The organism is Cylindrospermopsis raciborskii Cr2010, from assembly GCF_003367075.2.
Taxonomy (GTDB): Bacteria; Cyanobacteriota; Cyanobacteriia; order Cyanobacteriales; family Nostocaceae; genus Raphidiopsis; species Raphidiopsis raciborskii.
Genome location: NZ_CP065936.1, coordinates 418,616 through 431,967 on the forward strand (window position 1 = coordinate 418,616; position 13,352 = coordinate 431,967).

Sequence of the window (13,352 nt, forward strand, 5' to 3'; positions counted from 1 at the left end):
AAACTAAGCCAAAAGGTCACCCTCTTGACTCGTCTTCAGAACCGTGCATGAATTTTTCAATTCACACGGCTCCTCAATGGGGTGGGACTTGTCTTGTCTACCTAGCATACCGTCTTTAACAGCTTTTGCCTGGGGATGAATATTCTGTGTGCTTCCAGATCTTCTTAATTTCAAATCTTGGTGGATATGTTGGTGCTTCATCAGTTCGTAGGTTTTACCCCCCGAGTTCTGGTGACAAAATCTCCAACTCTCTCCCATTGACCAGTATTTTTTACTAATCCATCTCTTACCTTTTTGGTTGTGTCGTCGTCGTGACCAAGCTCTTAATTTAGATTGTAACTCAAAATCTACCTTGCTAAAAATGCGATCGCTTATTAGGGGAGAGTAGTATTTTGTCCAGCTTTCAATTAAGGGATTCAGCTTACTAATCAGCACTGATTGTTTAGCGGATCGGTGCTGGTCAATAATTGCTCCCAGGGACTTAGTATGGTGTTCTAGGCTTTCTTTACTAATAGAAATCAAAGTGCTATAGCTGGTGTTATAATGGTTTGACCCTGAATCAGAGTTTTGGGATAATTTGTCATGGGTGACAAACTGTCTAATATAAAACCCCAAAAAGTTACAACCCACATTTCCCTGATAATCATAGAGACTGTGGGAGACCCTGCTTCCTCCCGCTTTCAGCTGTAAACCCACTTCTGATAGCCATTGGGTAATAATATTCTGACACAGAATAATCACTTCCAATTCCTGATGTACCAGCACGAATCTACCTTTGTGCTTAACAAAGTGAGGAATTACATCACAGCCAAAACTAGTAGTATCAGCTATTAGACCAACCCAATTAATCCTCCGTTGCAATTCCCCTAAAGCTGCACCCAATAAAAGGGAACATAGGGAATGTGGGTGATTGAGAAAACCCAACTTCAACCATAATTTGATTTGTTTCCCCAGTAATGGAAAAGTATTAAGCTGCTTGAGGAAATATTCAGGGTTAACCCCCTGGAAACTTTCTTCCAACTCACCAACTAAAACATACTTAGGTTTTTTTACCACTTCCCTGCGAATAGACCTAATAGCATCATAACAAGAAATATCAGAATTAGCCTCGTGTAAACCCAAATTTAACTTTGCATCCCATTCTGGACTCATCGCCATACTAATAAGCAAAGTCAGAGCCTGGTTGTATATAGTAAACACAACCAAAGAAAGATTTTTCCTGACCAGTAGTGATTTGGCAATAACAGAGAGTTCCCTAGCCAAAACCAGTTTTTGTTCAGGAGAGAAAGATTTAGCACCCTGGTCCTGGGGAAATACCCCCTTCACCGCAATACATCTTGCTGACCAAGATTTAATTAACAGCTTCTGGAGCTTATGAACCGTTTTGACATCCCCACGCTGCGAGGCTTTGTATATTCTCTTTTGCAGCTTAAAAACATGACGTTCCAGTTTTTTCCAAGGAATTTCTTGCCAGTTTACATCTGACTCAATTTCCCCAGGAACTGGTCCATTGTTTTTCCATTCCATCCGCAAGTTATTTTGGGCCTTGGACATTTTTACTGCTACTTAAAACCATACATTCCAACCCATCGTGTCTACGTCAGCTTATCCTTTGGCTCTCCCAAAGGCCAATGCTTCTTAGACAATCCCTCCTACTATGTTGCTTGCGGTTAGCACCTACTCAAGTTTTCGACCTCAACTCAAGAGCTAACATAGAGGTTACTTCGTTCCTAATCTTCGTTTGGCGTTAGTTTTAGAACCTCTCTCTCCACCGGGTTACTTCCAGGGTGCAAGGTTGCAAATAATGAATTTTCCAACCCTTTTCACCATTCCCAATTTTAGGAAAAGCCTAATCCGCGTTGGCTTATTGGTCATTACGATGGTTCTGTCGAAAGTTTGACCCCTAGGTCTGTTCATGACTAACTGTGCTAGAAGGGATTCCCAGTCGGACTCTATAGGTTACCTCCGTTTATCCCCGCTTCATTAGTTTGATGGCTACTCTCTCCAATGGGGGATATGCTTTCACCCATGCACCTTAGGGGAAGGAATTACCTGATATTCAATAATGTTCAGGTTCACCTTCACGAAGATTAAGTTATCTGGGTTTATTCCACCCAGTGACCTATCCCTCAATCTTATTATTGGTTATGCAAGCTATAGCTGTTTTACAACTATTATTTGCACTCATAATCAGAATTGATTTCAGATCAACGAATCGCACTCATTAGTTGACCACCAGGTAAACCACCTGTTGCAAATCCTTCAAACACAATCGGTTTTAAATTGGCTCTCCCAGCATAAATAGCTGCTGTATATCCAGCTGGTCCAGAACCAATAATCACTAGATTTTCTACGTTTTCTACTGTGGACTTGGTCATATTTTTATCCCAACTCATATTGACTACACTCTACTGAATATAGTATAACAGAATGATGCCTGTGCCCAACCTCTTGTATCAAAAGTAAGCTTAAATTTTAACGGTTATGTGAACCATTGATAATATTACTCTATATCATAAAATTTTCCTTGGCTTCAATAACAGAAAATTACCCACATTCCTTTTGGTTTTTGGTATAAATAAATCAGAATGATATTACCAACAAGCTACCATGAAAACTAAACTCCAGGTTAAACTACTCCAGTATATCCTGATTAGGGACAAAACAGCTCAAGGTTTTACTCTGCTAGAACTACTAGTGGTTATTGTCATTATTGGTATACTGTCCGCGATCGCCTTGCCCTCTTTTTTTACCCAAGCCAACAAAGCTAAGGAATCAGAGGCTAAAACCTATGTCAGTTCCTTTAATAAAGCTCAAACCCTATACAGGCTAGAAAATACCGGGTTTGCTACCACTCTTAATCAGTTATCAATTACCGTTCCCGCATCCACAGATTTTTACAACTACACGATTGGAGGGAGTGGTACTATTACCAACCTTACAGCAAGTACTAAAGACCCTAACTCCCTCAAAGGGTTTAGTGGTGGAGTAACCATATTGTCAGGAAGCGGACAAACCCAGTCTGTTGCCTGTCAAACTGAACAAGTGCAGCAAGTTCACCCTGTTGTTGTTCCCATTCTGGATTCTACCCAAGCCAAATGCGATGACACAAAAAATATGACCGCCATGAAATAATCAAATAAATTATAGCCTGAGCCAGAAAGTTTAGTACTGACTAGTCGTTCTGGCTCTCCCTTTTATTGATCGAGCGTAAAACCCCAACGCCCCCATGGGTTAGCCATCCTCATAAATAATCGTGCCTCCCTACTTGGCTGGTGGTAGTAATTACCGTACAAAAGCTAAAGATTCTCAATTTGAGGGAATATTGTATGATATGCTATGAGAGTTAAAACCAAAACTTAACCATAAAGTTAAATGTTGCACGGTAGAAAAATCGCCAACACTGCATTATTTTTCTCTTGACCAAAATAATCAGATAGTTTACAATGGTATGTTAGTTATCAGGAGTTAACCTTGAAACTATTAAGTGACTGTTAAAATCAACGACAATGCTAAAACAAATCCCTAGCAAAATCAGCACAAGTTGTTCAAATCAGTCTAAAACGGTCCTCCATGGACTCCTCAACAAACCTCTGTCTACCGCAAGCAAGAAAGCTCAAACACATAGCTTTGTATAAGTTTGAAAACGTCAAATGTTGCACAGTTTTAACTGAGCATTTACTTCAATAAAATCTGAACACAATCCTGGTTATGACTCAACAAGTGATTCACCACATGGTGAAATTGCAGCGTAATGTTCAATCATTAGTAGAATCGAATATTATCAAGCCCAGCGACAGTATATGGAAGATTGCCTTTCTATATGCTGACGAATGGAAATATTGGAAACAAGAGCTACTAGACTTTGGTTTTAGTATGCAAGATCCCATCGGGGATCTATTAGCAGTAGAAACCTGGGACGAAGATTAAAGCCACAATCAACATTCCAACAGTGCTTGAGCCAAATCCTGAGCACTTTGAAAACGGTCCCCCGGTAGTGGTTCGGTCACTCTCTCAATCACCTTCTGAATTTTTGGTGTAATGGTCGGAACGTTTTGGACATCAAAACAAAACCCCTTACCCCTAGGACGAAAGAACTTGAGAGGATTTTGTCCAGTCAATAAAAAAATCAGGGTTGGTCCTACTGCATACAAATCCGACTGGGTCAGCGGTTGTCCCCTTTCCTGTTCGGGAGCGCAGTACCCCTCAGCACCAATCCTTGTTCCCGATCCAGTGCCAATTTCCTTCACAGCACCAAAGTCCAAAACCACAATTCGATGATTACCATTTCTCACCATCAGATTAGCTGGTTTAATATCCCGATGAATCAAAGGTGGGTTTTGAGAATGAAGATAATCCAGAATCTCACAGGTTTGGACCATCCAGGCGATCGCCTGGGTTACCGTTACCGATCCACCATAGGATACAACTTTTTCCAAATCCTGTCCCTGGATTAATTCCATGGCCAAGAATTTTTTCCCCCCTTCCACAAAAAAATCATAATATTTAGGGATTCCCGGATGATGGAGACATTTAAGCGTATTTGCTTCTCTCTCAAATAGCTCCTGAGCTTTAGCAATTACGCTCATGTCTCTGTTCATTTGTTTCAAAACTAAAAGTTGTGGCACTCCCGTAGTTATACCCGCACTGTCCCAAGCTAGATAGGTAGTACCCATGCCTCCCTGTCCTAAAACACGTAACACTTGATAATGACGTATTTGTTTAATAACAGACATAGGCTGACCACAGTGAACACAAAACATGTTATTGGGTAAATTGCCTTCGTGTTTACAAGCTAGGGGTGAGACTTGACCTGTAACTTGTGGTGTCATCCAAGAAGGATTGGTCAAGTTGGGTATACTTTGTATTTGGAATCGTACTATAGGACCACCCTGTGCCAACTGGAACAGGTAATTATCCATCAACCTACATTTTGAAGTTAGCACACCATTGACAAAAGTCCCATTTGTCCCCCGACTAACTATTTGCCAGCTATCAACATCTCCAGTTTCCGGGAGTTTTTTCAGTTCTAAATGATACCTTGAAACTAAGTTACTATGTAATACTACGTGATTATCTACAGCTCGACCAATGCGAATGAGAGTGGCATTCTCGAAACGCCATTCTTGGACTGGAGTTTGGTATTGCGGATCTAAAAGAGTCAGGATAACCAGCATGATTAATTATATAACTAATTATACAAATATAGATAAGTAATAGACACTAACAACTTATTAATTTAAATTTATCATTCATTTTATTTTTTGTTTCAATCGGTACAAAATAGTATTTTTTTCCACCTGAGTCAAAATTTCCTCAATTACAGTATTAGCACCCAACCTTCCCCAGGTGCAGCCATTTTCTAAATATACTTGTGCGGCTTTTCCTACAGCATAAGCACCATAAGAAGCCACACCGGACTGAGCCAGGGCACCACCAGCAAAAGTAGTAATGTTTATAGAACCTTCACCAGCTACTGCTGCTGCACTTTTACCCATGCCTAGAACTAAATTGCTAGCTATTTCTGCAAGTAATAGACCACCAGAGCTCAAGAGGATAGTTTTTAATAACCTAGTTGCTTCATAGCTAGTCATAGGGAGAGAGTATAATCTAGCCAAAGAACGAATTAAAGCCAAATCAGTAATTAGACCACCAATAACATCTAAAAAACCAATGGGATTTAGAGCAATAGCTAAGGCCTTATATTTACAGAATCGCCAAATCAACGCCTCCGCTTCTTGTTGACGAAAATACAAAGTTTTTTCCGCTATAATTGCTTCCGATTCCCTAGCTTGTACCAGTGCATTCAAAGCCAAAAGCGATCGCCCTTCTCGATTTAGTATATTCAGAATAGTTTGCTTTAGCTCTTGCACTTGAGGTTTGGGAGTTTCCCATTCATAACTTATCCTACCATCTGCATATTCCACCCTCACCTCCATAGGTGCAGGTTCAGCGGACACCATCACAATTTCATCTGGTAATAATGGATCACTTTCCTGATCACCCGTAGCTGCTCCTAAAACTTGTAAATTGTGATAAATTGTGCTTTTATCCGTATCTGGATACAAATCTATTTTATTGAACACTAAAATCAGAGGTTTTTGAGCTTGTCGTAATTCTAGTAAAGCTTGGTACTCTGTTCTAGTTATATCTCCGGATACCACGAACAGAATTAAATCAGCTTGTTGTGCCACAGTGCGAGCCATTTCTCCCCGAACTTCCCCATTGATTTCATCCAAACCAGGAGTATCAATTAATTCAACACACACCTTAGTACCCGATTGCCAACGGAGGGAGCGGGGCCATTGAGTGACACCATTAAGAGGTCCTGTTTCCAGGATTTTTTCCCCCAGGAGGGAATTTAACACAGCGGACTTACCACGACTGACCAGACCAAAAGCAGCTATTTTGATCAGATTTGAGTCCAGCTTGTGCAGAGTAGCATTGAGGATTTCCATTTGAGGTTTAATCAAACTTGCCAAATCTGGTCTAGACGACAAGTGTCCTGACTTACGAAGATAGGCATACCAAGATAGAGTTTGTTTGATGCTGGCACGAGCGCGATTTAGATGGGTTTCTTGGGAAACTACTCGCGACTGAAATTCCTGCATTGTGGACAATTTTAATAGGTGACCAAATAAGTTTAGTTTATCATGTACGACAAAATCAGTCGGTTAAAAACAGTCTCCAGGTAGGGGTTAATTCAACCAATTATTTAAGTGTAATGCGGATGTGTTTGTGGCTGGGGACTTATTTTGGTATCCAGTGAAGGGTAGTAACAAAATTAAACTAGCTCCCGATACCATGGTGGTGTTTGGGAGACCCAAGGGACACCGGGGGTCTTATCGACAATACCCCCGTGAGAAGGGTTTTCTCAACCTGAGATTTTTCTCTACTTAAAGCAGTACGAAGTAACATGGGAGTTTGGAACTGATATTGACACCACGCTCAATGCCCATTTTTGGCAATAGCGATCGCAAACTGCATTGCATAACTAAAATAAACAGAATTAATGTTATAAAAAATGGCTTAAAGAAATGTAGACTAAGTGCCATATCCCCTTGACTTATGCAAGAAATATGATATTATTCAGACGGTGAGGTAATTAATAGCCTCGCGTGGAAATAAAATATAAGTCAAACCATAAGGTGCAGATCTTTGACGGTCTACATGATCTCAGTTCGTGCCAACCAGACTCACCCACCCAAGTAACTACAAGAGTCGAGTGGTAAGGATTCTCTTACCCCAGCCTAAAAACCTCTTGAAATATATTCAGGTAGCATAACCACTCTGGAAGATTGCCTTGACCAATATCTTTTAACCAAGAGCGATCACTCTTCTAAACAAAACCCTGAGAAAAAGCAAGCCTCATACTGCTTTTGTGAGTGGTGATCGCATTTAGCAAAGGGAGAATCATCAAACTGGTCTCTGATTGTACTGCATCTTTGTGAAACCCGCTATATATTTATTTAATAACTTTCAATTGAATGCCTAAAAAAATTCGAGAACTAAAGGCAATGTTGTTAAAAGCCGGGTTTATCCAACGGACTGGTAAAGGTAGTCACACAATCTGGATTCACGAAAAAATGCCAGATATGCCAATAACAATTGCAGGTAAGGATGGTGACGATGCTAAAATCTATTTAGAGAAACAAGTTAAACAAAGACTCGCAAGACTAGAAGAATTGCAATGAATTCACATTACAGTATGATTATTTTCTGGTCTCAAGAGGATAACTGCTATGTAGTCCACCTCCCTGACTTCCCTTTTCAAGACATCCACACCCACGGGAATACTTATGAGGAAGCAGCCAAACATGGTCAGCAAGTGATTGACAGTTATCTTCAGCTTTATCAAGAAAATAACCAACCTCTACCCCAGCCTAAAAACCTCTTGAAATATATTCAGGTAGCATAACCACTCTGGAAGATTGCCTTGACCAATATCTTTTAACCAAGAGCGATCGCCATCAGTTCAAGCGCGATATCACCAACACCGACAGCCTAGCTGCTGAGTTTGTCGCCTTTGACAATTGCAGGTAAAGATGGTAAAGATGCTAAAATCTATTTAGAAAAACAACTTAAACAAAGACTCGCAAGACTAGAAGAATTGCAAGGAACTGTTGCAAAATGCAGAAACGGAGCCATATCCCGTTGGTCTGTTGGGTTTCGTGCCTCAACCCAACCTACGATTACCCACGACAAAACCAGTCGGGTACGGAGCCATATCCCGTTGGTCTGTTGGGTTTCGTGCCTCAACCCAACCTACGATTACCCACGACAAAACCAGTCGGGTAAGGGTTGGACATCACTATCCTTCCCTCCCCTAAGAACCGGACTTGACAGTTTCCTCCGGCTCAAGCCTTACTTCAAGCCTTTCAACTTGGGTTTTGAGTGTGCCTGTTTATGAGAGACTGAGTGCAAATACTTCAGGTTTTCTATGTCGTCCAGACCACCTTTTGCAACAGGTACTATGTGGTGGGTTTCGATTCCATCTCCATTGAGTAGTGGTTCACCGCAGATGGGACATTTTGCTCTCGACCGTTTAGATTTTTGACTTCCACCCCTAGTCTCTTACAGAGAGCTAACACTTTCTTTTTCGAGGGTTTGATAAGGAATTCCGTCACGGGTAATTCATTGGCGATCTCCCACAGGGAGTGCTTCCCAATCCCCCTTAACCGCACCCCTTGACTTATAGGAAAAACCTGATATTATATTTTCACGGGTTAAATAACCCTGCCACATACGAATAAAATATCAAGTAAACAATAAGGTGCTGAACTTTGACGGTCTACATGATCTCGGTTCGTACCAACCAGACTCATCCACCCAAGTAACTACAAGAGTCGAGTGGTAAGGGGTCTTTGTCTCAATTTTAGACTACAATCAATAATTACCCACAGTTTGAGCAGCGGTTAAGTTTGATAGAGACTATACTAGCAAATAAGTTCCCAGACTTGACCAAGGAGATGATTATGCAGTTGCAAGTCTCGTTTTTACCAAGAGATTCGGATGGAGGCCCTACAAGAGGGAGAACGGCGTGGGAGAGAAAAGGGAAGAGAGGAAGGACAGCGAAGGAAAAACCTGAGTCCCAATTTGACCTTGTTACAGTTGTTAGGAACGAATGAGGAGGAGAGTGGGAAGATAGGTAACGACAGGAGAATTTCTACCGACGGTTTTTTATGAATTTCCAGGTACATGGGGGTTTGGGACTGATAAGAAGCTATGTAATAGTAAATTAAACCGATTGAGTCAATACCAAAGTGAATGGGAGGTATAGATATGGTGAGGCAAGTTCCACCCAAAACTCAACTGGGGGTGATAAAATCTAACATTAATCAGGTTGGGGAGACAATCGTCCCTGAAATTGTCTACCCAGAAAGTGATGGTGAACCCATGGCGGATAATACTAGGCAATTCACATGGATTGTCAAAATCAAGGAGAATTTAGAAATACTATTTAAGTGTAATGCGGATGTGTTTGTAGCTGGGGACTTATTTTGGTATCCAGTGAAGGGTAGTAACAAAATTAAACTAGCTCCCGATACCATGGTGGTGTTTGGGAGACCCAAGGGACACCGGGGGTCTTATCGACAGTGGGAGGAGGATAATATTCCTCCCCAGGTGGTGTTTGAAATTTTATCTCCTGGTAATAGTCAAGATGAAATGGACAAAAAAAAGCTGTTTTATCTGAAACATGGAGTAGAAGAGTATTATGTGTATGACCCAGATAGAATTAGTCTAGAAGTATCTATTAGGGAAAACAATTCATTTAAAGAGATTAAGGATTTTAGTGTTTGGACTAGTCCAAGACTGAATGTACGGTTTGATATGACGGGAGATGAATTAGTCATCTACTATCAAGATGGTGGTAGGTTTCTTAGTCCTGTAGAGTTGAGCAATTATGCAGAACAAGAAAATCAACGTGCAGAACGGGAAAGACTGCTTAAAGAACAAGAAAGATTTCTGAAAGAGCAGGAAACTCAACGTGCAGAACGGGAAAAACTGCTTAAAGAGCAGGAAACTCAACGTGCAGAACGGGAAAAACTGCTTAAAGAGCAGGAAACTCAGCGTGCAGAACAGGAAAGACTGCTTAAAGAGCAGGAACAACTAAAGTATCAAACCTTACTAGCACAATTAAAAGCAAAGGGTATTGATATCAGTACACTCGAATAAACTATTACCTGGACCGGAATACCCCCGTGAGAAGGGTTTTCTCAACCTGAGATTTTTCTCTACTTAAAGCAGTACGAAGTAACATGGGAGTTTGGAACTGATATTGACACCATGCTCAATGCCCATTTTTGGCAATAGCGATCGCAAACTGCATTGCATAACTAAAATAAACAGAATTAATGTTATAAAAAATGGCTTAAAGAAATGTAGACTAAGTGCCATATCCCCTTGACTTATGCAAGAAATATGATATTATCAGACAGGTAATTAATAGCCTCGTGTGGAAATAAAATATAAGTCAAACCATAAGGTGCAGAGCTTTGACGGTCTACATGATCTCAGTTCGTGCCAACCAGACTCACCCACCCAAGTAACTACAAGAGTCGAGTGGTAAGGATTCTCTTACCCCAGCCTAAAAACCTCTTGAAATATATTCAGGTAGCATAACCACTCTGGAAGATTGCCTTGACCAATATCTTTTAACCAAGAGCGATCGCCCGACTGCTAACCAATAATCACCCGTAAGGTGACGAGTTGCCTTTTACTTTAAAGAAGCCATGTTATAGTAAGTTAAACCGATTGAGTCAATACCAAAGTGAATGGGAGGTATAGATATGGTGAGGCAAGTTCCACCAAAAACTCAACTGGGGGTGGTAAAATCTAACATTAATCAGGTTGGGGAGACGATCGCGTCTGAAATTGTCTACCCAGAAAGTGATGGTGAACCCATGGCGGATAATACTAGGCAATTCACATGGATTGTCAAAATAAAGGAGAATTTAGAAATACTATTTAAGTATAATGCGGATGTGTTTGTGGCTGGGGACTTATTTTGGTATCCAGTGAAGGGTAGTAACAAAATTAAACTAGCTCCCGATACCATGGTGGTGTTTGGGAGACCCAAGGGACACCGGGGGTCTTATCGACAGTGGGAAGAAGATAATATTCCTCCCCAGGTGGTGTTTGAAATTTTATCTCCTGGTAATAGTCAAGATGAAATGGACAAAAAAAAGCTGTTTTATCTGAAACATGGAGTAGAAGAGTATTATGTGTATGACCCAGATAGGATTAGTCTAGAAGTATCTATTAGAGAAAATAATTCATTTAAAGAGATTAAGGATTTTAGTGTTTGGACTAGTCCAAGACTGAATGTACGGTTTGATATGACGGGAGATGAATTAGTCATCTACTATCCAGATGGTGGTAGGTTTCTTAGTCCTGTAGAGTTGAGCAATTATGCAGAACAAGAAAATCAACGTGCAGAACGGGAAAAACTGCTTAAAGAGCAGGAAACTCAGCGTGCAGAACGGGAAAAACTGCTTAAAGAGCAGGAAACTCAGCGTGCAGAACGGGAAAAACTGCTTAAAGAGCAGGAAACTCAACGTGCAGAACGGGAAAAACTGCTTAAAGAGCAGGAAACTCAACGTGCAGAACAGGAAAGACTGCTTAAAGAACAGGAAAAATTTCTGAAAGAGCAGGAACAACTAAAATATCAAACCTTACTAGCACAATTAAAAGCTAAGGGTATTGATATCAGCACACTCGAATAAACTATTACCTGGACCAGAATACCCCCGTGAGAAGGGTTTTCTCAACCTGAGATTTTTCTCTACTTAAAACAGTACGAAGTAAGTCGTCCATGGCAAGGGTTGCTGATTTTGCCCAGTCAGGGTTATAATGTGGGTGCCAAAAGTAAGGCGGCTTTATCTAACGGATTTGAGGGAAAGGCAAAACCTGAGTCCCAATTTGACCTTGTTACAGTTGTTAGGAACGAATGAGGAGGAGAGTGGGAAGATAGGTAACGACAGGAGAATTTCTACCGACGGTTTTTTCTGAATTTCCAGGTACATGGGGGTTTGGGACTGATAAGAAGCTATGTAATAGTAAATTAAACCGATTGAGTCAATACCAAAGTGAATGGGAGGTATAGATATGGTGAGGCAAGTTCCACCAAAAACTCAACTGGGGGTGGTAAAATCCAATAAAAATCAGCTTGGGGAGACGATCGCGTCTGAAATTGTCTACCCAGAAAGTGATGGTGAACCCATGGCGGATAATACTAGGCAATTCACATGGATTGTCAAAATAAAGGAGAATTTAGAAATACTATTTAAGTATAATGCGGATGTGTTTGTAGCTGGGGACTTATTTTGGTATCCAGTGAAGGGTAGTAACAAAATTAAACTAGCTCCCGATACCATGGTGGTGTTTGGGAGACCCAAGGCACACCGGGGGTCTTATCGACAGTGGGAAGAAGATAATATTCCTCCCCAGGTGGTGTTTGAAATTTTATCTCCTGGTAATAGTCAAGATGAAATGGACAAAAAAAAGCTGTTTTATCTGAAACATGGAGTAGAAGAGTATTATGTGTATGACCCAGATAGGATTAGTCTAGAAGTATCTATTAGAGAAAATAATTCATTTAAAGAGATTAAGGATTTTAGTGTTTGGACTAGTCCAAGACTGAATGTACGGTTTGATATGACGGGAGATGAATTAGTCATCTACTATCCAGATGGTGGTAGGTTTCTTAGTCCTGTAGAGTTGAGCAATTATGCAGAACAAGAAAATCAACGTGCAGAACGGGAAACTCAGCGTGCAGAACGGGAAAAACTGCTTAAAGAGCAGGAAACTCAGCGTGCAGAACGGGAAAAACTGCTTAAAGAGCAGGAAACTCAACGTGCAGAACGGGAAAAACTGCTTAAAGAACAGGAAAAATTTCTGAAAGAGCAGGAAACTCAACGTGCAGAACAGGAAAGACTGCTTAAAGAACAGGAAAAATTTCTGAAAGAGCAGGAACAACTAAAATATCAAACCTTACTAGCACAATTAAAAGCTAAGGGTATTGATATCAGCACACTCGAATAAACTATTACCTGGACCAGAATACCCCCGTGAGAAGGGTTTTCTCAACCTGAGATTTTTCTCTACTTAAAACAGTACGAAGTAAGTCGTCCATGGCAAGGGTTGCTGATTTTGCCCAGTCAGGGTTATAATGTGGGTGCCAAAAGTAAGGCGGCTTTATCTAACGGATTTGAGGGAAAGGCAAAACCTGAGTCCCAATTTGACCTTGTTACAGTTGTTAGGAACGAATGAGGAGGAGAGTGGGAAGATAGGTAACGACAGGAGAATTTCTACCGACGGTTTTTTCTGAATTTCCAGGTACATGGGGGTTT

General features: G+C 40.8%; 12 protein-coding genes and 2 pseudogenes. 9 read left to right on the top strand and 5 right to left on the bottom strand.

Annotation, left to right across the window (positions count from 1 at the left end):
- Positions 1-3 precede the first annotated feature (3 nt).
- Both C6N34_RS01895 and C6N34_RS01900 read right to left on the bottom strand, forming a co-directional pair.
- A complete protein-coding gene (locus C6N34_RS01895; RefSeq protein ID WP_115538830.1) occupies positions 4-1,554 on the bottom strand; it encodes a reverse transcriptase N-terminal domain-containing protein in 1,551 nt (516 codons plus the stop codon).
- A 665-nt stretch (positions 1,555-2,219) separates the two neighbouring features.
- A pseudogene (locus C6N34_RS01900) lies at positions 2,220-2,396 on the bottom strand (FAD-dependent oxidoreductase); the annotation flags it as partial.
- 214 nt (positions 2,397-2,610) lie between these two features.
- Here C6N34_RS01900 and C6N34_RS01905 point away from each other — a divergent pair.
- Entirely contained in the window at positions 2,611-3,135 is a 525-nt protein-coding gene (locus C6N34_RS01905; RefSeq protein ID WP_115538829.1) for a type IV pilin protein, read from the top strand.
- Positions 3,136-3,711: 576 nt separating this feature from the next.
- A complete protein-coding gene (locus tag C6N34_RS01910) occupies positions 3,712-3,930 on the top strand; it encodes a DUF4327 family protein (RefSeq protein WP_040010333.1) in 219 nt (72 codons plus the stop codon).
- Positions 3,931-3,938: 8 nt separating this feature from the next.
- Here the strand turns inward: C6N34_RS01910 and C6N34_RS01915 are convergent, their stop codons facing one another.
- Positions 3,939-5,174, bottom strand: coding sequence for an FHA domain-containing serine/threonine-protein kinase (locus C6N34_RS01915; protein WP_115538903.1), 1,236 nt, complete (start codon positions 5,172-5,174; stop codon positions 3,939-3,941).
- A 78-nt stretch (positions 5,175-5,252) separates the two neighbouring features.
- A complete protein-coding gene (locus C6N34_RS01920; RefSeq protein WP_057178698.1) occupies positions 5,253-6,611 on the bottom strand; it encodes a GTP-binding protein in 1,359 nt (452 codons plus the stop codon).
- 100 nt (positions 6,612-6,711) lie between these two features.
- On the opposite strand from C6N34_RS01920, the pseudogene C6N34_RS01925 reads away from it, so the two are divergent.
- The 3 genes and pseudogenes from C6N34_RS01925 to C6N34_RS01935 form a co-directional block, all read left to right on the top strand.
- A pseudogene (locus C6N34_RS01925) lies at positions 6,712-6,855 on the top strand (Uma2 family endonuclease); the annotation flags it as partial.
- A 632-nt stretch (positions 6,856-7,487) separates the two neighbouring features.
- Positions 7,488-7,694 (top strand): type II toxin-antitoxin system HicA family toxin, encoded by a 207-nt coding sequence (locus tag C6N34_RS01930; RefSeq protein ID WP_057177884.1) that lies wholly within the window; start codon positions 7,488-7,490, stop codon positions 7,692-7,694.
- Positions 7,691-7,918: a type II toxin-antitoxin system HicB family antitoxin gene (locus C6N34_RS01935; RefSeq protein ID WP_115538828.1), complete on the top strand. Its 228-nt coding sequence runs from the start codon at positions 7,691-7,693 to the stop codon at positions 7,916-7,918. Before C6N34_RS01930 ends, C6N34_RS01935 begins: the two co-directional genes overlap by 4 nt.
- Positions 7,919-8,364: 446 nt before the next feature.
- On the opposite strand, the gene C6N34_RS17165 is transcribed toward C6N34_RS01935, so the two are convergent.
- Entirely contained in the window at positions 8,365-8,523 is a 159-nt protein-coding gene (locus C6N34_RS17165; RefSeq protein WP_072149051.1) for an HNH endonuclease signature motif containing protein, read from the bottom strand.
- A 489-nt stretch (positions 8,524-9,012) separates the two neighbouring features.
- Here C6N34_RS17165 and C6N34_RS01940 point away from each other — a divergent pair, with 489 nt between their 5' ends.
- The 4 genes from C6N34_RS01940 (at position 9,013) to C6N34_RS01955 (ending at position 13,044) form a co-directional block, all read left to right on the top strand.
- Positions 9,013-9,186, top strand: coding sequence for a hypothetical protein (locus tag C6N34_RS01940; RefSeq protein WP_219995527.1), 174 nt, complete (start codon positions 9,013-9,015; stop codon positions 9,184-9,186).
- Between the two features lie 96 nt (positions 9,187-9,282).
- Positions 9,283-10,176 carry a Uma2 family endonuclease gene (locus C6N34_RS01945; protein ID WP_236107287.1) on the top strand — a complete coding sequence of 298 codons (894 nt, stop codon included), beginning with the start codon at positions 9,283-9,285 and terminating at the stop codon, positions 10,174-10,176.
- A gap of 614 nt (positions 10,177-10,790) precedes the next feature.
- Positions 10,791-11,726: a Uma2 family endonuclease gene (locus tag C6N34_RS01950; protein ID WP_236107289.1), complete on the top strand. Its 936-nt coding sequence runs from the start codon at positions 10,791-10,793 to the stop codon at positions 11,724-11,726.
- 382 nt (positions 11,727-12,108) lie between these two features.
- Positions 12,109-13,044 (top strand): Uma2 family endonuclease, encoded by a 936-nt coding sequence (locus C6N34_RS01955; protein WP_236107291.1) that lies wholly within the window; start codon positions 12,109-12,111, stop codon positions 13,042-13,044.
- Positions 13,045-13,352 lie beyond the last annotated feature (308 nt).

Bases quoted from the DNA above. Each gene is read 5' to 3' on its own strand.
- C6N34_RS01895 (WP_115538830.1), bottom strand. From the start codon at position 1,554: ATGTCCAAGGCCCAAAATAACTTGCGGATGGAATGGAAAAACAATGGA.
- C6N34_RS01905 (WP_115538829.1), top strand. From the start codon at position 2,611: ATGAAAACTAAACTCCAGGTTAAACTACTCCAGTATATCCTGATTAGG.
- C6N34_RS01910 (WP_040010333.1), top strand. From the start codon at position 3,712: ATGACTCAACAAGTGATTCACCACATGGTGAAATTGCAGCGTAATGTT.
- C6N34_RS01920 (WP_057178698.1), bottom strand. From the start codon at position 6,611: ATGCAGGAATTTCAGTCGCGAGTAGTTTCCCAAGAAACCCATCTAAAT.
- C6N34_RS01930 (WP_057177884.1), top strand. From the start codon at position 7,488: ATGCCTAAAAAAATTCGAGAACTAAAGGCAATGTTGTTAAAAGCCGGG.
- C6N34_RS01935 (WP_115538828.1), top strand. From the start codon at position 7,691: ATGAATTCACATTACAGTATGATTATTTTCTGGTCTCAAGAGGATAAC.
- C6N34_RS01940 (WP_219995527.1), top strand. From the start codon at position 9,013: ATGGAGGCCCTACAAGAGGGAGAACGGCGTGGGAGAGAAAAGGGAAGA.
- C6N34_RS01945 (WP_236107287.1), top strand. From the start codon at position 9,283: ATGGTGAGGCAAGTTCCACCCAAAACTCAACTGGGGGTGATAAAATCT.
- C6N34_RS01950 (WP_236107289.1), top strand. From the start codon at position 10,791: ATGGTGAGGCAAGTTCCACCAAAAACTCAACTGGGGGTGGTAAAATCT.
- C6N34_RS01955 (WP_236107291.1), top strand. From the start codon at position 12,109: ATGGTGAGGCAAGTTCCACCAAAAACTCAACTGGGGGTGGTAAAATCC.